Origin of the sequence: Thermococcus sp. M36, assembly GCF_012027355.1 — an archaeon.
Taxonomy (GTDB): domain Archaea; phylum Methanobacteriota_B; class Thermococci; order Thermococcales; family Thermococcaceae; genus Thermococcus.
The window spans coordinates 378,842-397,453 of sequence record NZ_SNUH01000002.1; the positions used below are offsets into that span (position 1 = coordinate 378,842).

Here is an 18,612-nt window from a genome sequence, read left to right on the forward strand (position 1 = left end):
AAAGTACAAACCCCAATGGACTAATGGACACATTTGGGGTGATGTACATGTTGTGGGAGTCAAAAATACCCACAAACCAAATCTTTGAACTTAGGTGCAGAACAATAGACTATTTCGGTGTCGGTGCCATAAACAAATTCTATGATATAGCCAGAGAATTAAAGGAAAACCGGAGCATTGAGAGAGTAATTCTGGTCACTGGTAGGAGCTCATACAAGAAGTGCGGTGCTTGGGACGTTGTTAAGCCCGCTCTGGAAGAGACTGGAATTGAATACATCCTTTACGACAGAGTCGGCCCCAACCCAACAGTTGACATGATTGACGAAGCTAAAGAAATGGGTGTGGAGTTCGGTGCTCAGGCCGTTATTGGTATAGGTGGAGGAAGCCCTATTGACACCGCAAAGGGCGTCGCAATTCTCTTGGACTACCCAGACAAGACCGGAAGGGATCTATACGAGTTCAAGTTCATCCCGACAAAGGCCAAACCCATCATAGCCATAAACACCACCCACGGGACTGGGACTGAAGTGGACAGGTTCGCCGTTGCGTCAATTCTTGAAAAGGAATACAAGCCAGCAATTGCTTACGACTTCATATACCCACTCTATGCGATTGACGACCCTGCCCTCATGACAAAGCTCCCGGCAAACCAGACGAGGTACGTTACAATTGATGCCCTAAACCACGTTAACGAGGCGGCAACCACAAAGGTAGCAAGCCCATACTCAATTCTCTTGGCACAGGAGACGGTTAGGCTAATCTCTCGCTACCTGCCCGAGGCTCTGGCCCACCCAGAGAACCTGCAGGCGAGATACTACTTGCTCTACGCCTCGGCCATAGCCGGCATCTCATTTGACAACGGATTACTGCATTTCACCCACGCTCTGGAGCACCCATTAAGTGCAGTTAAACCTGATCTAGCTCACGGTCTTGGTTTGGCGATGCTCTTGCCCGCGGTAGTAAAGCACATCTACCCAGCAACGGCTGAGATACTGGCAGAGGTTTACAGGCCGCTTGTCCCTGAGGCTAAAGGATACCCCGGGGAGGCGGAGTTCGTTGCAAAGAGAATTGAGCAGTGGCTCTTCAGCATAGGTATCAAAGAAAAGCTCACTGACGTTGGCTTTGGCGAGGACGATATCGAGAAACTTACCAAACTGGCAATGGAAACACCAGGATTGGACGGTCTCCTAGCCATGGCACCGATTGAAGCGAACGAGGACACAATAAGGGCAATCTATAAAGACTCCCTCTATCCACTGAGCGAGTGATTTTCTTCCCTTTTATTTTGCAGTCTATTCTTATCTCTTTACAAGAGATAAAGAGAGAAAAGCGCTCTACCACACAAGCTTTGCTTCTCTCAACCAGCGCAGGTCATAGCTGAATAGGTAGCGGATGTCGTCTATTCCGAGCTTGAACATGGCCAGCCTGTCGATTCCGATTCCCCACGCTATGACTGGTGCGTCGATTCCTAACGCTTTTGTCATCTCCTCCCGGAAGATTCCGGCACCGCCGAACTCCACCCAGCCGAGCTCCGGGTGGTAGGCGCTCATCTGGACACTGGGTTCAGTGAACGGGTAGTAGTCAGGCAGAAACTTGACCTTTTTGGCCCCTGCTATCTCGACGGCAAAACGCTTGAGTATGCCAAGGAGGTGCCTGAAGGTAAGATCCTCACCGACGACAAAGCCGTCAATCTGGTTGAACTCGATGAGGTGCGTCCTGTCAAGGACGTCTGGACGGAAAACGCGCTGTATCGTGAAGTACTTGCCGGGTATCTCGACGCCCCCGGCAAGCTGTCTCGCGTCGAGGGCGGTTCCGTGCGCCCTCGGCATGAGGAGCATCGCCCTCTCCGGAGACCAGACGTAACCCCATCCCCTTGAACCGGTGTCTCCGCCGTGCTCGTGGGCGGCTTTAACCCTGGCGACGAGCTCCTCCGCCGGCAGGTGGCCACTCTTCGGATACTTGAGTTGGTAGGTGTCCGTCCACTCCCTCGCAGGGTGGTTCTGGGGCTGGAAGAGTGCATCGAAGTTCCAGAACTGGGTCTCGATAAGGCTGTCAACGGTCATCTCTATGAAGCCCATCTCGATGAGCCTTCTCCGTATCTTGTCGAGGAAGGCCCTGTACGGCTGCTTTTTGCCGGGGTATACCCTCCTCACGGGGGCTTTTATGTCGAACTTCCTGAATTCGACCTCACGCCACTTCCCGGACTTGATGAGCTCCGGCGTGAGGACGGAAACTTCCCTCTTCAGCTCGATGCCCCGCTTTACGAGCTCCTCTCCGGCGGGGGTTATCTCCACTAGACGCTCCGTGACGGTGTCCTCTTCGGCTATCTTTCTCCTTTTGAGCTCCTTGACCGGGACGAGCTTCTCAATCTCGCTGAGCGGGACGATTTTCCTCTCCGCAAGGAGCCTAAGGGCCCTATCTATCGGCCTCTCACCCGCACTGAGTCCCTTCTCGGTTATTTCCAGAACGAGCCTGCCCTCTTCCTTCCCTACGTTCACCCAGCCCTCCCTTCTGAGCAGGCCGACGATGGGCTTGAGCTCGTCCTCGTTGAGGACAGAGGAGAGGTCTTCGAGGGTCGCCTTTCCCTTCTCCTTCAGGACTTTGAGGGCCCTCCACTCGGGGAGGCCAATTTCAGCGTACTTCCTGCCGGTCTCGGTGAGAACCGCAACCTTCTCGCTCCTCTCATGCAGTTTGGCCAGCCCCTTGGCCTGAAGCCCGAGGACGGCACGCATTACAGCGACCTGGTCAAGGCCAATTCTATCCACAAGGTCCTTGAACCCAGCTTTCTTAACCTCGTTGAGCTTTATGAGCGTCAGCTTTTCCTGATAGCTCAGTTCCATAGTGTCACCTCCCGGTGTGAGTGGGTAGGAGAACTTAAGAGAATTGCGGTGCCGGGAGAGCCATGGAAGGAGGAAAAAGGGAAAAAATCCTCACCCCTTGTGCGGGAAGAAGACGACCTTACCTGTCTTTCCTGCCCTCATCAGCTCGAAGGCTTCCTCGAACTTGTCGAAGCCCTTATACTTGTGGGTGATTATCGGGTCGAGGTTGAGCTTGCCGCTCTGGATGAGGCTCGAAACAGTGTACCATGTCTCCCAGAGGTGCCTGCCCGTTATGCCGTGAACCTCAAGGGCCTTGAATATCACGAGGTTGTTGAAGTCGAGGGGGACGTCACGCGGGAAGAGGCCGAGCAGGGAGACCCTCCCCCCTGGGGTTGTTGCAGTCAGACCCTGCTCAAGTGCCTTAGGGGCACCACTGAATTCGAGGAAAACCTCAACGCCCGCCCCGTCGGTTATGTCCATGACGGCCTTGACCGGGTCCTCCTCAAATGGGTTGATGACGTAGTCAGCACCGACCTTCTTGGCGAGCTTTCTCCTGAACTCGCTCGGCTCGGAAACGATGACAGGGTAAGCGCCGCTCGCCTTTGCAACGGCTATGCCAAGCAACCCGAGGGGGCCGGCACCGGTGATGAGGGTGCTCCTTCCTGCAATTGGGCCCGCAAGAACGGTATCGACTGCGTTGCCAAGAGGTTCTTGAAGGGTAGCGTACTCGGGCGGCATGTCCTTGGGGTTCTTCCAGGCGTTCTGGGCGGGGACTATAGCGTACTCGGCGAAGACACCATCCATATCGACACCGAATATCTTCGTGTTCTGACAGACGTGGTAGCGGTTGTGCCTGCATGCGTAGCACTTGCCGCAGACGATGTGGGTCTCGACGCTTATGTAGTCACCCTCTTGGAGGGTATCCACACCTGAGCCCACTTCTATTACCTCACCCGCAACCTCGTGCCCCATGATCTGGGGCGGCTTTATCCTGCTCTGGGCCCACTCGTTCCACTCGTAGATGTGGAGGTCAGTCCCGCAGATGCTGGTTGCGAGAACCTTTATGAGAACCTCCCCGGGACCGGGCTTCGGAACGTCGACCTCAACGAGCTCAGCACCGTAAGCGGGCCTAGTTTTTACAATAGCCGGCATCTTTTCGGCCATGGCAACCATCTCCTTAACCTTACAATCATTGTCTAAACGGGACGATGATATAAACCTTATCGTGAACCGTTGCCCCGGACAGGATTGGAAAACCTTATATCCGGTTGGTGTTATTCATCCGTTGAGGGTTCTGAAATGGCAGTGATAATAGTAACGGGTCGTGGCGGGGCTGGAAAAACCACTACCACCGCAAACCTGAGTACTTATCTGGCTATGAGGGAGTATCGGGTTTTAGCAGTTGATGGCGATCTGTACCTCCCCAACCTGGGATTCCATTTTGCGCTTGATACGGTGAAGTACACAATCCATTCCCTCCTGAAAAACCCCGACCTGGATCCAGAATGGGCGATATACAAACACCCCCAGACCGGCGTCAACGTGATGCCCGGAAGCAGTCAGCTCCACGATGTTCTGGGGATATCACCCAAGAGGCTCGTTGATGTCTTGGAGAAGGTAAAATACAAGTTCGGAGTGGTGTTTGTTGATTCTCCCACAGGCATACCCTTCGACACACTCCCCACGTTCGAGGTAGCCAACTACCAGCTCATAGTTGTGGAGATCGAGAGATCACCGATATACTCCTTCGAGAAGATGGTCGAAAACGAGATCGAAAAGCTGAAGGCCCTCGGGGAGAGGTACGGCCTCAACATAGGGGTCATCCTAAACAAGGTTCGGGAATCGGAGAGTATAGTTGACAAAATAATAGAAGTGGTTGAGGAGGACATGGGGGTGCCTGTTCTCGGCTGGATACCCCATGATTACACCGTCCCCGAGTCCATAAACGCCGGTGTACCCGTGATCAAATACTCCCCAAGGAGTGACGCCGCGGTGGCGTTTCGGGAAACGGGGGAAGTCCTCGAAGAGTGGATATTCGGCTGATTCTTGGAGGGATCATCATGAACGTCGAAGAGCTTGTTGAAAAGGTTGCAAACGGGGAGATTAAACTCCACCAGGTCGAAAAGTACACGAACGGTGACAAGAGGCTAGCCACTGAAATAAGGAGAAAGGCACTTGAAAAGAAGCTTGGGGTCAGCCTTGAGAACATCGGCCACTACTCCATCGACCCCAACAGGTTGATAGGCAAGAACATCGAGAACATGATAGGCGTCGTCCAGATACCGATGGGCGTCGCTGGACCGCTTAAAATCAACGGCGAGTACGCTAAGGGCGAGTTCTACATACCGCTCGCGACCACCGAGGGCGCGCTCGTTGCTTCCGTAAACAGGGGTTGCTCAGCCCTCACAGAAGCTGGGGGAGTCAAGACCACTATCATAGATGACAAGATGACCCGCGCGCCGCTCCTCAAGTGCCCTGACGCGAGGAGGGCAAAGGAAGTCGCCGAGTGGGTGAGGGAGAACATTGAGTACCTCCAGGAAAAGGCCGTTAGCAAGGTCACCAGACATGGAAAGCTGCGCGACGTTAAGCCGTACATAGTTGGCAACAACCTCTACCTCCGCTTCGAGTTCGAGACCGGCGATGCCATGGGCATGAACATGGTGACGATATCGAGCGAGGAGATAATGAAGGTCATCGAGGAGGAGTTCCCGGACGTGAAGTATCTCGCCCTCTCAGGCAACCTCTGCGTCGACAAGAAGCCCAACGCCATGAACTTCATCAACGGAAGAGGAAAGACCGTCATAGCCGAGGCTGTAATCCCGAGGGAGATTGTGGAGAAAAAGCTGAAGACGACGCCGGAGCTCATAGCTGAGGTTAACTACAGGAAAAACCTCGTAGGTTCGGCTCAGGCAGGTTCCTACGGCTTCAACGCTCACTTTGGCAACATCGTTGGTGCAATATTCCTCGCAACCGGTCAGGACGAGGCGCAGATTACCGAAGGCTCACATGGCATAACCCTCGCCGAGGTCACCCCCGAGGGAGACCTCTACATCAGCGTAACCATGCCGAGCTTGGAGATTGGAACGGTCGGTGGCGGAACGAGGGTTCCAACCCAGAGGGAAGCGCTCTCAATAATGGGCGTCGCCGGCGGTGGAGAACCAGCAGGCACGAACGCCAGGAAGTTCGCGGAGATAATCGCCGGCGCAGTTTTGGCTGGGGAGCTCTCCTTGTTAGCGGCGATAGCGGCAAAGCATCTGGCAAAAGCCCACGCCGAGCTGGGGCGTTAGCTTCTTTTATTTCCTACTCTCCCAACTTTAATAACGAAGACCTTTGTGGACTGTTTCGCGCTTGATACAACTTCAACCCCTTTAAAGTAAAGCAATGAGAAGGGATAGTCAAGTACCAGATAAAGGAGAACCGTCAGAATGATCATGATAATGAACTGAACCCAATAGCTCTCGAAATCCATTATTGTGGACAGAAAGAGGCTCCCAAAGAAGCTGGTGAGGAAGTTCAGCATGGAGCGGTGTTTATGCCTCGCTCCGCCGACCTTTCTCTCGTGTATTACCCTTAGAAGAGCAACCAGTCCCTCTTTTTTACGCAACCTGAAAGCTATGGTGAACTCCACCTCTGGAATGCCTTCAAGGTTTATCGGGACGTCAGACTCGATCAGGTAGAACGCACGGCTGAGCTCATCCCTCAGCTCTATCAACACCAGAAAATTCCCCCTCTCGTAGAGGGGCTCCGCAATACTTGTCAGCAGGTAAGTATCGGGCTCAAAGAGCACGGTATAACGCACCCTTTTGGATTCCAGGAGTTTATTAATGCGCCTCATACAATCCGAAAGAACCGCACACCTAACACGAATGTATGTGAAAGTCTTCCTCTGTGTCCAGATGTTAAGTGTTTCCTTAACACGTCTCTTGAAACCCATCGGTAAAGGTACTCTTTGGGGTTTAAAAATGATGCTCCAGTCGGCAGGCATAATTTAAAAGCTCTGACATTGCAGAAGTAACCTCGGGGATGATGACTATTTCCCTCACTCTGACAAGTGATGAGGAGCCGATGCTCTGACCCTCTTAAAGCCCCCACAGAAGAAAAGAGAAAAGTTCAGCTGGAGATTTCCTGAATCTTCTTCCTGACCAGAGCGCTGACGAGCTTTCCGTCGGCCCTGCCGCGGAGCTTCGCCATTGCCCTTCCCATTATCATGCCCATCGCGCCCATTCCCTTCGCTTTGATGACCTCGATGTTCTGATGGATAACCTCGTTGATTATCCTCTCGACCTCTTCCTCGCTGAGGAGCGTCAGTCCCTTCTCCTCGGCCACCTGAGCGGCGTTCTTGGCAGGGTTCTCCGCGAGCTCCTTGAATATCTCCTCGAAGGCTTCCTTGGCGATCTTTCCGCTCAAATAGAGGTCAAAGGCCTCCCTGATGTGCTCGTCTGTGATGTTCTCTATAGGTACCTCTTTCTTGAGGCCCTTGAGGACAACCACCAGTACCGAGGCCGCGAGGGAGGGCTTGACACCTTTCTGGATGAGCTCCTCGAAGAGTTCATCGCGCTCGTCGTTCACGAGGGTTTCAGCGAGGCTCCTGTCTATCTTGTACTCTTTCACGAAGCGCTCAACCCTCTCCTGCGGGAGCTCGGGCAGGCTGGAGAGGATTTCCTTCTTCATCTCCGGAGTTATGAGTATGGGCGGTATGTCAGTCTCCGGGTACATCCTGGCCTTGCCGGGGAGCGGGCGCATGTACTGGGTGTTTCCGTCCGGTAAGGCCCTCCTCGTCTCCTCTGGGACGCCCTCAATGGCCTCTCTAGCGCGCTGGAGAACCTCGCGGAGGGCGTTCTTGGCGGTCTCCTCCTCTGCAGCGACCAGGACAAATGCATCTTCCTCCCGGAGTCCGAGTTTTTCGATAACTGCGTTAACCTCTAATTCGGTGATTCCATAATTTGGTAGTTCGTCGATGTGGAAGATGCCCCTGACGTACTTCTTGGCCCTGTCCGCCATTTCGGTGCCGAGCCTCCTGCCCGGCTGAATCTCCCTGCCGATAAGCCCGCGGAACTTGGGGAGTTTAACGGCGAGAACCTTTCCGCCGCTCTTTATCGTCCGCGCGATTATCTTCGAGCCGGTGTTCTCGAAGATTTCGGTGACGTCGTGGAATTCTTCCTTTATGTCCTCGGGCTTGACGCCCCTCTCGCGGAGCTCTTCGCGTATCTTGAGCAGATTTACCTGCCTCTCAACTTCCCTCTCGATGATGATGGGTATCATGTCAAGCTCCTGGACGCCCTTTATCTCGACCCTCGCGCCACCCCTGATCGAGACGTTGAGATCCTGCCTTATCGTTCCTAGACCTCTTTTCACCTTCCTCGTGGCCCTCAGTGCGTCGCCTATGAACTTAGCGACGACCTTAGCCTGCTCCGGGTGGTGAATGTCGGGGGTGGTGCTTATCTCCACCAGTGGGATTCCGAGGCGGTCGAGGCGGTAGATTACCTCCTTCTCCTTCCTCTCAACGATTCTGCACGCGTCCTCCTCAAGGCAGACCGTTGGGATGCCAACGCTTCCCCACGGGGTGTCAACCTTCCCATCCATGGCGACTATCGCAGTCCTCTGGAAGCCCGAAACATTCGAGCCGTCAATGACTATCTTCCTCATGAAGTGGACTTCATCAACTGGCTTTGCGTTCAGGAGGTAGGCTATCTGGAGGGCCACTTCAAGTGCCTCGCGATCCGGCCCCCTCGGCGGCTCCTCGTCCATATAGACCAAGTCAGCAAGCTCGTAGCTACCCTCATAAATGTACTTTTTCCCCTTCTTAAACTCCTCAAGTGCAGCCGGGTCTACCTCCCCGAGCTCGCTCATGGTGGGCCTCAGACGCCTCTCGAAGGTGAAGTCCACACCCTCGGCAAGCTCGCTCGGAACGGGTGAAAACAGCTTCCTTGTGTCAAGCTGTCTGTGAATCTCAAGACCTACCTTGAGGCCGAGTTCCTTGTAGTCAAACTTCTCCGCCATCTCCATCACCTCAGGAACGTGTCAAACCTCGTGTAGGGTGTTATCTCGCCGGCGTAGTTCCTCAGCATCATCTCACGGACTTCACTCAGCTCCCCTGTGTGTCCGAGCACCCACATGAGCTTGACGTAGGCCGTCTCGGGAAGCATGTCCTCGCACGGTATCGCCCCCGCCTTCAGGAGCTTTCTGCCGTTGGAGTAGACATTGAGGTTCACCCTGCCGTAAAGGCACTGACTTGTAACGCAGACCGCCATACCCTCCTCAACAGCCCTCTCTACGTGGGGTATGAAGTCCTGGGGGACGTGACCGAGGCCGGTTCCCTCTATGACCACACCCTTGTAGCCCTTGTCCACAAGGAAGTCGAGAAGTTCACCGCTGACCCCGGGGTATATCTTGAGCATGGCCACCTTTTCCTCCATCTTGCCGTCAACCCAGACCTCGCCCCCGTTCCTTCTCCTGTAGTCGCTTCTGAGGAGCTCCACCCTGTCAGGCCACACCCTAGCTATCGGGACGTCGTTAATACTCCTGAAGGCGTCCCTCCTGCTTGTGTGCATCTTCCTGACTTTAGTGCCGCGGTGTGCCAGGCAGTACGTATCGCTAGTCTCGCCGTGCATCACCACCATGACCTCTGCGACATTACTTACCGCCATCCTCACCGCGCAGGTGAGGTTCATGGCGGAGTCGCTGCTCGGTCTGTCTGAACTCCTCTGGGCACCAACGAGGACGACGGGTTTGCCTAGGCCGCGGAGCATGAAGCTGAGTGCAGAGGCAGTGTACGCCATCGTGTCCGTCCCGTGGGCAATAACAACGCCGTCCTCCCCACCGTTGAGGGCCTTCGCCGTTTCCTCTGCAATTTTCACCCAGTATTCTGGCTTCATGTCCTCACTCAGTATGTTCATTATGAGCCTGGGCGTTACGTTGGCCATCTCAAATATTTCAGGTACAGCCTTGGCAAGCTCTTCGGCCGTAAAGGCCGGATGGACGGCGCCCGTTTTGTAGTCTATCCTACTAGCTATGGTTCCGCCGGTGCCAAGGATTGTGACGCCCGGGAGGCCCTCCCTCCGCGGGAGAACCTCCTTGAACGCCGTCTTGACACCCTCCCCCGCCTTTTCCAGAACCTCAACACTCTCTATTGCGTCTATGAGAATTCCCACGTTGTAGCCGCTGTCAAGCTTTATGGTTACCGTTTTCCCCTCCGACAGCTCGTAGGGAGGCATGAGTATGCCCTCATAGGTCAGGATCTCCCCACCTTCCCTCTTCTTTATCCTGACAAGGTCGCCGACCCCAACGCCGTACTTCCTCATGAACTCCTCAACCTTTCCCATCTCCAACACCTCATCTCGTTCCTATCTTAAACCGGGGTTCCTCTATCCATTCGGATCTGCACCTGGGACAGCGAGAGGGGATTTTTATTTCCGGCTTGAAAACGAACCCGCAGCTCCTGCATTCAGCCGGCTTGATTAGTAGAACCCTGCCTTCCCGCTTCAGGATTTTCTGCACCACCCTAAGCTCCTCGATCACGAGCCTCCTCGACCCCTTACCCCGGAGATCAAGGGCAGAGGCTATCTCGCTCGGTGAATAGTCCCTCTCTTCCAAAAGCTTTATTATCCTGGCCCTTCGAGTCATCATCGGCCCTACTTCGGTCGGACCAATAAAAAGCTTTAGGGTGGGACAATGATAGTCAAAACGGCAGAAGGGGTGCTAGAAAAACATGCACTCTGCAACCACTGCCTTGGGAGGCTCTTTGCAAAACTGGGCAGGGGCACAAATGAAGAGCGGGGGAGGGCGGTACGTTTTGTCCTCAACATGGAGCGATCGGCCAGAGGGCTGCCCTTGATACATGAGCCAGAGAAATGCGCCCTCTGCGGGGACATTTTTGAGAGTATTCCTGAATTTGTGGAGAAGATGAAGGAGGCCTCCGCCGGAATAAAGTTTGATACATTCCTCGTAGGTTCACGCTTCCCTCCAGAAATCCGCGAGAAGGAAGAGGCCATCTGGAAGGAGTTTGGGATAGAGACCGCTGAGCCCATAAACCGCGAGTTCAACCGTGAACTTGGGAAAGCCTTTGGTTTGGCCGTCGGGAAGGACACCGCCAAGAACCCGGACGTCGTTTTCATAGTTGAGCCCTACTCCGGGGAAATCGAGCTTCAGATCAACCCGCTCTACGTTTACGGGAGGTATAGAAAGCTTGTCCGTGGGATTCCCCAGACTCCCCTGCCGGACTTTGAGGACAGCGTTGCCTCGATTATCTGCAGATCATTCTCGAAGGCAAGCGGCGGCAAGTGCGTCTTCAAGGGTGCCGGGAGGGAGGATATCGACGTCAGGATGCTTGGCAACGGCAGGCCCTTCATCGTTGAGATTAAACGCCCCAAAAAGAGGAGGCTGAACCTCAATGCCATAGCGGAGGAGATAGACGCGAGCGGAAAAGTGGAAGTCCTTGACCTGCGCTTTGTCTCCCCGAAAGAGGCCGAAAGGATCCTCACCAAGAACCACCGCAAGGAATACCTGGCTCTGGTTTTTGTAGAGGACGGTGTGACTCCTGAAGAGGCCAAGGAGGTAGCCAGAAAACTTACGGGGATTGAAATCCACCAGCGGACCCCCTGGAGGGTGAGGAAGGCAAGGGCGGACAAGGTAAGGGTCAGAAAGGTGCACCTGGCAGAGGCCAGGTGGCTCGATGAGACCCACTTTGAGCTCAGGCTGATAACCGATGGGGGCCTCTACATCAAGGAGCTGATATCAGGAGACAGGGGCAGAACAAAGCCAAGTGTCAGCGATCTTTTAGGCAAACCTGCATGGTGCGAAAGGCTGGACGTGCTGAACATCCTTGATGACTGAAAACTTTATAAACGGTTCTCTTCGAATGCATAGCGGAGCCATAACAGGCTTAGTCTGTACGCTGAAAAGGTCTGAAAAGCCCCAGGATCTGTATGCAGCTAAGTTTGCTGTGTGATTGATAAAACCCCGTGAGGTGATTGGAATGGTCCAGAAAGCCCACAGCTTTAGGAGGAAGACGCGCGGTAAGCTCAGCAAGAGCCCTAGGAAGAGGGGCCTCCCGCCGCTCACGAGGTTCCTTCAGGAGTTCGAGGTTGGACAGAAGGTTCACATCGTCATCGAGCCCAGCTACCACAAGGGCATGCCCGACCCGAGGTTCCACGGAAGAACGGGAACCGTCGTTGGGAAGCGCGGCGATGCCTACGTCGTCCAGATAAGGGACGGCGGGAAGGTTAAGACCTTCTTCATACACCCGGTCCACCTCAGGGCTCAGAAGGGATGAGCATGATCGGGCGGAAGAAGCTCGAGGAGCGGTACCTCACCATAGCTGAGACGAGGGAGCTCCTCGAGAGGCGCAGGGCAGAGGGGATGGAGGAAAATCCCGAGGAGCCCATGTTCTATGAGGCCAGGGTCAGCCTTGAACACGCCGAGCGCTTTGCCAAGCTAAAGCCGGGGCAGGCGGTTGAGCTGAAGGAGAAGCTAATGGAGCGCTTTGAGTGGATTGACGAAAGGATAGCGTCAAAGCTCGTTGACCTGCTCCCGGAGGACTACTTTGACATCCGCGTTATCTTTGCCAAGGAGGACTACATGCCCACCCGGGAGGAGGCTGAGGAGATAATCCGGCTCCTCGACGAATACCGCCCTGAGGATTAGCCCCTTTTCTTTTCTCCCTAGACAAAGTATAAAAACCCGGGAGGGTATAATTTCTGGGGGAGAGACTATGGATAGGTACCGGAGACACTCTTACAGGGAAAGCCTCGAAAAGAAGAGGCGGAATGTTGAGTATGAAGAGTACGCCTATGTACTAGACTATCTCCCGGAGGGATATACAGATCTAAAAACAGGCAGACGGACCGGCAGACCGGTTGCCCAAGTCATAGGTGAAAAAGCGTTCACATTACTGGAGGTCGCCCCCAAGGAGGATCTCATGCTCTACGAGAGGGTATTCATAGGTAAGGGGCAGAGGGATAAGATCCTAATGATCAACAAAAAGATACACTACGACGACCTGACGGCCACTGCCAAGGCAGAACTGCCCTATGTTGTTGAGGAGATAGTCAAGAACAATGAGGAGCGCTTTGTCCAGTTCTTCAACGTGGCACCCCCGATAACCAATAGGTTGCACAGCCTTGAGCTCCTGCCTGGTATAGGCAAAAAGCACATGTGGGAGATAATTGAGGAGCGCAAGAAGGAGCCGTTCAAGAGCTTTGAGGATCTGCGCCACCGCGTTAAGGGGCTCCCCGATCCAGCCAAGATGATAGCAAAGCGCGTTGTGGATGAACTTGAGGGCAAGGATCGGTACAGACTCTTCGTGGGATCAAGGAGGATATTCCGCGTATGAGGGAGCGCCTCTTTTCTCTCATTTCCAAATACAACCTGAAGGCGAATTCTGACCTTGGCCAGAACTTTCTGGTAGTCCCGGATATAATTGAGAGGAACGTCGAGAGGGCAGAGCTGAGTGAGAGGGACATAGTTCTCGAAGTTGGTCCCGGTCTTGGTGTCCTCACCGATGCCCTGAGCAAGAGGGCCGGCAAGGTCTACGCCATTGAAAAAGACCATCGCCTCGTTGAGATACTCCGAAAGGAGTACGACTGGCCAAACGTCGAAATAATAGAGGGCGATGCATTGAGGGTCGAGTTCCCCGAGTTCAACAAGATAGTCTCCAACCTCCCATACCAGATTTCCTCCCCAATAACCTTCCGCTTTTTGAAGTATGAATTTGAAAGGGCCGTCCTCATATACCAGCTGGAGTTCGCCCAGAGGATGGTCGCCAAGCCGGGCGACCGGAACTACTCCCGGCTATCCCTGATGATTCGGGCGAAAGCTTACGCTGAGCTGGTGGAGAGAATCGGAAGAGGGGCTTTCTGGCCGAGGCCCAAGGTGGACTCTGCCGTCGTCGTTCTCGAACCCAAGCCGGGGAACGAAATGGTGGAACTCAACGAGGATCTGGTGAAGGCGCTCTTCCAGCACCGCAGGAGCACGTCTCTGGCGGCCCTGAAGAAGTCCCATCACATGCTCGGTCTGAGCAGGGAGGAGTTCAAGAAGGTTAGGGGCATGTTTTCCAGAATGCCCCATGCCGAAAAGCGCGTCTTTCAGCTGTCTCCAAAGGATGTTCTTGAAATTCAGGAGTTCCTCACGGCAGAGGGAATCTTGAAGTAGTCTCACTACAGCCCAATATTTGCCGGCGATTATTTTTTAAAATGGTCTGAGAAGTCCAGACCATGATAGTTGCCATTATAGACGGCTACACCGATGAACCGGCAGGCCTCGGTGTTCCCCCATATCTGGGCATATACCCCCGCTACGCTTACGGGGCCATAAAAAAGGCCCGAAAAGATGCGAGGATATTTTACCTCACGATAGACGACCTCCGGGCGGCCTTTGAGGGCGAGCGTGGCGTGAAGACAAAGAACAAAACTCCCAACTTCCCGGAAGTCCGGAAAATACTGGAAAAGGCCAACCTCATTGTCTATATTGGCGGACTCCACACACCGGGAAAGTATCTGTCCGCAGTTCCTGCTCAAGTGGAGGAGGTTGCAAAGTTTCTGAGACCGTTCTCAGGAACAAAAATTCTTGGAGGACCTGCGTTCATGGGTTCAGCCCACGCCGGGGGCACCATGATAACCTCCCGCGAGTTCCTCCTAGCCCAGTCCGTTTTTGACCACATAGTTTACGGTGACCTCGAGGCTTTCCTGCACGACTACCTGACCTCCCCGGCCGACGCCGACCCGTTCCGCCTAAGGACTTACCGCGAGCTGAGGGACTACGCCGTTATCGGAGCAGAGGTTGTGAGACAGTTCCCGGGCTACCCTGACTTTGTAATAGTGGAGATAGAGACCCAGCGGGGATGCCCCAAAGCCATGGGGATAGGAGGGTGCTCCTTCTGTACCGAGCCGGTCAGGTACAGGCGGATAGAGGATCGGCCTGCGGAGGATGTTATGGCTGAGGTGAAAGCGCTCTACGAGCTGGGGGTGAGGCATTTTAGGGTGGGGCGTCAGAGCTGCATCTTTTCATATATGGCGAAGCCCCATGGCAGGGTTCCCATCCCGAACCCAGACGCCATTGAAAGGCTCTTCTCCGGCATCCGGCGGGTGGCACCGGACGTGAAGACCCTCCACGTTGACAATGCAAACCCCGCCGTGATAGCCAACTACCCAGAAGAGAGTACGAGGATCGCAAAGGCGCTGATCATGTACGGCACTCCGGGAAACGTTGTTGCGTTCGGTCTTGAGAGCGCCGATCCGAAGGTGGCAAAGCTCAACAACCTCAATGCGACAGCGGAAGAGACGTATGAGGCCGTTCGAATACTCAACAGAATCGGCGCCAAAAGGGGCCCCAACGGCATGCCCTGGCTCCTTCCCGGCATAAATATAATCTTCGGCCTTCCGGGGGAGAGCAAAAAGAGTTACGAAATAACCTTCCAGTTCCTCAAAAGGCTCCTTGATGATGGACTGATGGTGAGGCGCATCAACATCCGCCAGGTGGTAGTGTTTCCCGGAACCCCCCTGTGGCACCTGCGTAGCAAGGTAAAGACTGAGAAGCACAAAAAGATGATTCAGCACTACCGGTACAAAATACGCCACGAGATAGACCTGCCAATGCTGAAGAGGGTCGTCCCGGTTGGAACGGTTCTGCGCGGCGTCAGGGCGGAGGTCTTTGACAATGGACTCACATACGGAAGACAGATGGGGAGCTACCCGCTGATAATCGGCATGCCCAAAGAGGTGGAGCTCAACAGGTTCTACGACGTGGTGATAGTGGATCACGGATTCAGGAGCATCACTGGAATACCAGTCCCCGTAAACATTAACCGGGAAAGTCCAAGGGTTTTGATGTGGCTCCCCGGCATCGGAAAGAAAACCGCCACCAAGATCCTGGCGAAACGCCCCTTTGAAAGCGCTGACGCATTTTTCAGAACCGTGGGAGAGGATAAAAGAGAACTGTTAAAGGACATCATCACCCTGTAATCGTTTGGGTGGTATTGCCCTGGGGCCATTTGAACCCTATGAGGTTCTCTATTAGGATCACCTCTGCCCTGAGGGTTTCGTCAGTTGTCCCCTCAATCACCAGAACCCCCCTCCGGGGGGCAAATATCTTGTTCTCCCTTGCGCCCTCAGCGGGCCCGATGAGGAGCACGACAAGGTGTTCGGGGTTTCCTATTTTGCCCCTCCCGATGTCTATCTTCGTCCAGAACGTCAGATACCTCTTGCGGTACCTCAGCCATGTCTGGTTGGAAGCATACTCCCTGGCGGTTTTGTTGTCGTATCCCATCTGGAGTGCCCGGAGGTAGTAGTTGGTGGAGAATATGTTCGACACAACCCCCGATACCTCCGAGACGGTTATTGTCCTATACCTGCAGTCGCCCACGTAGAGCTGGGGGCTGTCCTTGCAGTCAGCCACCGAGGGGGCACCAACGACGATGGTGAAGTATTCGTAGGGGCTCCTGAGCGTCAGATTCAGGTCAACCTCCGGGCTGCCCGTTATGAAGCTTTCCAGCGTGACGTTAAAGATTTTCGATCCCTCAGGAAGAAGATAGCCAGAACTGATAAGTCCCTCATACTTTTCCTTCGTCAGGACATAGAACTGGGCGGAAAGTGTGTATACAACAACGTAGTCCGCAGACGCCTTTGGCTTTTGCGGGTCAACAAGCCCCGCGTAGCTGTGATACGCCGCCCCCAGATACGCCAGGGGGGCCACGAACACAAACAGGAGCACTGCCACTGCAGCGAGTTTTCTGGGCTCCAATGTTAAAACCTCCAGAAAAGGAATTAGAATAGAAGGAAAGGCCTTCAGAGGCCAGCGAGGTAGTCCATAAGCTTCTTGGCGGCGGCCCTGGTCTCGTTCCTGGTGGCACCGGCAACGATGACAACATCGTAGTTGCCGAAGACGTCCTGGAGGTACTCGATGTCGCCTGGGCTGTTGTACCAGTCAACCTGGCTGATTCCCTGGTCAACGAGCCACTTGGTTATGGTGTTGGCAACCGGACCACCGATGAGGATGAGGTTCGCTCCGGGGTCGTCCATGTTGATCTCGAAGTCCATGTAGGTTATCGGCTCTGAGACCGGCTTGACGACGTTGGTCATGACCTTGGTCTCGATGGCAGATATGGTGCCTCCGTTGTAGTCGTCGCCGACCTGGAACTCAACGGTCTCGCTCCAGCCCTCCTTCTCCTTGAGGTAGACGTAGGCGTAGGCGACCATGAGGGTGTCTTCCTTGTCGCCGTCGCCGTTTATGTCGTAGTCAACGTCAGCCTCCTTGAGGGTCTTGGACTCGAACCTGTAGCCGAGGTCGTACTTGCCGAAGATGTCGACCGGGTTGCCCTTGAGCTCGTCCTTGTTGTAGAGGGTGACGTTCTTGATGACGTAGGTTCCGCCCTCGTCGGCAATTCCGAGGTACATAACCCAGCTCTTTCCATCGTAGGTAATGGTGTACTCACCGCTCGTGAAGGTCTGGATGTTGACTGAGACCTCGATGTCGGCGAAGACGTTCTCAGGATCCATACCCACGAAGACGTTGGTGGGCTTGATCCTGATCTTCTTGCCGTCGGAGCCGGTAAACTCGACGGCGGTTCCGAGCGGGACGAACTCCTTTATGACGTCGTTGCCGTCAACGTCCTTGGCAAGATTTCCGTACGGGTCGTAGACGGTGACGAAGACGCCCTCCTCGCCGATGCCCGGAAGGGTTATGTCCTCAAGGACGATCTTCCAGCCGTCGATCTCCTGCTGGCTGCCCCTCTGGATCGAGTACTTGCCCTTGTAGACACCGCCGACGAAGGTGGTGTTGTCCGGGATCTCGAGGACGGTGTACTCCTTGCCGAAGACGGTGAAGGTGTCGCCTTCCCTGACACCGTCAACGATGGGGTCGCCGACTATGCTGCCGCCGTTGGCCTGGACCTCCCAAGTGTCACCGATGTAGTACTCGCTCTGGGTGTCGGTGACCTCGGAGATGCCCCACTCGGGCATGGCCTCCCTGGTGGTGACGGTCGTAGTGATGCTGTAGTTGTAGAGGACGTAGTCAACAAAGACCTTGACGTTGTTCTCGCCGATGACGAGGTCGGCGCTCTTCGGCGGGATGGTTCCGCCCCAGTTGTCGGCTGAGAGCTGGATGTTGCTGAGGGTTATGTGCCAGTTGACGTCGTTGTAGGTGTCGACGCTGTCCTTGTTCTCGAGGTGAACCGGGACGCTGAAGGCCTGGCTCCACTCGGTGTAGTTGTAGACAAAGCCGATCTGGTTGCCGTCAGCGTCGTAGGCGCCGTTCCACCAGTAGGTGGCGCCGAGCTGGTCGTAGTCGGTGGCCCAGTTCTGGAAGTCGCTGTCGCCGTAGCTCATTCCGTGGTCCCTGGTCATGGTCTGGTAGTCGTAGGCGTAGATGGTCCACTGGGCGACAGTTTCAGCGGGGTGGTCAACCTTGATCTTGACGTAATCAGCCTGAGCGTCAGTCTGCTCCTTGGTGTAGAGAAGGCTTCCAAGGGCAACCGCTATGTCAGCGGCGCTGGCAACATCCATCGCAGCGGCGTTGCTTCCAACGACGATTTTAACGTTCGGGGTTCCATCGGCGTTAACAAAGAAGCTCTTTGGCGGCATGCTTTCCTGAGCGCTGGCGAGGCCCATGGTGGCTCCAACCATTGCGGCACCGATGGCAAGGGCCGCGATCTTCTTCACTTTCATTTCCCAACACCTCCTTAACTTTGGGCTTACGCCCTAGGATGGTCTAATGCATATTGTCAATGGGTTTCTACTCGATTAGGGTATATATACTTTTCGCTTTCAGACCCTTTCTCTGCTTAAAAAAAGCTCGCTCATTG

General features: G+C 54.6%; 17 protein-coding genes. 9 read left to right on the top strand and 8 right to left on the bottom strand.

Features of this window, described 5'->3' with window-relative positions; translation table 11 throughout:
- Positions 1-41: 41 nt before the first annotated feature.
- Entirely contained in the window at positions 42-1,268 is a 1,227-nt protein-coding gene (locus tag E3E36_RS09860; RefSeq protein ID WP_240911841.1) for an iron-containing alcohol dehydrogenase, read from the top strand.
- Between the two features lie 66 nt (positions 1,269-1,334).
- Here the strand turns inward: E3E36_RS09860 and E3E36_RS09865 are convergent, their stop codons facing one another.
- Entirely contained in the window at positions 1,335-2,840 is a 1,506-nt protein-coding gene (locus E3E36_RS09865) for a phenylalanine--tRNA ligase subunit alpha (protein ID WP_167895219.1), read from the bottom strand.
- 90 nt (positions 2,841-2,930) lie between these two features.
- The gene (tdh, locus tag E3E36_RS09870) at positions 2,931-3,983 is read right to left on the bottom strand and encodes an L-threonine 3-dehydrogenase (RefSeq protein ID WP_167895397.1); all 1,053 of its coding nucleotides are present in this window, start codon (positions 3,981-3,983) and stop codon (positions 2,931-2,933) included.
- Positions 3,984-4,118: 135 nt separating this feature from the next.
- On the opposite strand from tdh, the gene E3E36_RS09875 reads away from it, so the two are divergent.
- Together E3E36_RS09875 and hmgA are read left to right on the top strand one after the other, a co-directional pair.
- Positions 4,119-4,862, top strand: a complete 744-nt coding sequence (locus E3E36_RS09875) for a MinD/ParA family protein (protein WP_167895220.1) — start codon at positions 4,119-4,121, stop codon at positions 4,860-4,862.
- Between the two features lie 17 nt (positions 4,863-4,879).
- Entirely contained in the window at positions 4,880-6,106 is a 1,227-nt protein-coding gene (gene hmgA / locus E3E36_RS09880; RefSeq protein ID WP_167895221.1) for a hydroxymethylglutaryl-CoA reductase (NADPH), read from the top strand.
- Here the strand turns inward: hmgA and E3E36_RS09885 are convergent.
- The 4 genes from E3E36_RS09885 to E3E36_RS09900 form a co-directional block, all read right to left on the bottom strand.
- Positions 6,103-6,753 (bottom strand): hypothetical protein, encoded by a 651-nt coding sequence (locus E3E36_RS09885; protein ID WP_167895222.1) that lies wholly within the window; start codon positions 6,751-6,753, stop codon positions 6,103-6,105. The two genes, hmgA and E3E36_RS09885, sit on opposite strands and share 4 nt — an antisense overlap.
- A gap of 176 nt (positions 6,754-6,929) precedes the next feature.
- Complete coding sequence (gene gatE / locus E3E36_RS09890; RefSeq protein ID WP_167895398.1) at positions 6,930-8,819, bottom strand: Glu-tRNA(Gln) amidotransferase subunit GatE; 1,890 nt, start codon at positions 8,817-8,819, stop codon at positions 6,930-6,932.
- A 5-nt stretch (positions 8,820-8,824) separates the two neighbouring features.
- Positions 8,825-10,141, bottom strand: a complete 1,317-nt coding sequence (gatD, locus tag E3E36_RS09895) for a Glu-tRNA(Gln) amidotransferase subunit GatD (RefSeq protein ID WP_167895223.1) — start codon at positions 10,139-10,141, stop codon at positions 8,825-8,827.
- Between the two features lie 10 nt (positions 10,142-10,151).
- A complete protein-coding gene (locus E3E36_RS09900; protein ID WP_167895224.1) occupies positions 10,152-10,445 on the bottom strand; it encodes a transcriptional regulator in 294 nt (97 codons plus the stop codon).
- A gap of 45 nt (positions 10,446-10,490) precedes the next feature.
- On the opposite strand from E3E36_RS09900, the gene E3E36_RS09905 reads away from it, so the two are divergent.
- The 6 genes from E3E36_RS09905 (at position 10,491) to E3E36_RS09930 (ending at position 15,775) form a co-directional block, all read left to right on the top strand.
- Positions 10,491-11,651, top strand: coding sequence for a tRNA pseudouridine(54/55) synthase Pus10 (locus tag E3E36_RS09905; protein WP_167895225.1), 1,161 nt, complete (start codon positions 10,491-10,493; stop codon positions 11,649-11,651).
- Between the two features lie 142 nt (positions 11,652-11,793).
- A complete protein-coding gene (locus tag E3E36_RS09910) occupies positions 11,794-12,090 on the top strand; it encodes a 50S ribosomal protein L21e (protein WP_167895226.1) in 297 nt (98 codons plus the stop codon).
- Positions 12,091-12,092: 2 nt separating this feature from the next.
- Complete coding sequence (locus tag E3E36_RS09915) at positions 12,093-12,461, top strand: RNA polymerase Rpb4 family protein (protein WP_167895399.1); 369 nt, start codon at positions 12,093-12,095, stop codon at positions 12,459-12,461.
- A 67-nt stretch (positions 12,462-12,528) separates the two neighbouring features.
- Positions 12,529-13,149, top strand: a complete 621-nt coding sequence (locus tag E3E36_RS09920) for a DUF655 domain-containing protein (protein WP_167895227.1) — start codon at positions 12,529-12,531, stop codon at positions 13,147-13,149.
- Positions 13,146-13,967 carry a 16S rRNA (adenine(1518)-N(6)/adenine(1519)-N(6))-dimethyltransferase RsmA gene (gene rsmA, locus E3E36_RS09925; protein WP_167895228.1) on the top strand — a complete coding sequence of 274 codons (822 nt, stop codon included), beginning with the start codon at positions 13,146-13,148 and terminating at the stop codon, positions 13,965-13,967. The genes E3E36_RS09920 and rsmA overlap by 4 nt, the downstream gene beginning before the upstream one ends.
- A gap of 62 nt (positions 13,968-14,029) precedes the next feature.
- Positions 14,030-15,775: a radical SAM protein gene (locus E3E36_RS09930; RefSeq protein WP_167895229.1), complete on the top strand. Its 1,746-nt coding sequence runs from the start codon at positions 14,030-14,032 to the stop codon at positions 15,773-15,775.
- Here the strand turns inward: E3E36_RS09930 and E3E36_RS09935 are convergent.
- Positions 15,765-16,553 (bottom strand): hypothetical protein, encoded by a 789-nt coding sequence (locus E3E36_RS09935; protein WP_167895230.1) that lies wholly within the window; start codon positions 16,551-16,553, stop codon positions 15,765-15,767. The two genes, E3E36_RS09930 and E3E36_RS09935, sit on opposite strands and share 11 nt — an antisense overlap.
- A gap of 44 nt (positions 16,554-16,597) precedes the next feature.
- A complete protein-coding gene (locus E3E36_RS09940) occupies positions 16,598-18,475 on the bottom strand; it encodes an S-layer protein (protein ID WP_167895231.1) in 1,878 nt (625 codons plus the stop codon).
- Positions 18,476-18,612: the final 137 nt, after the last annotated feature.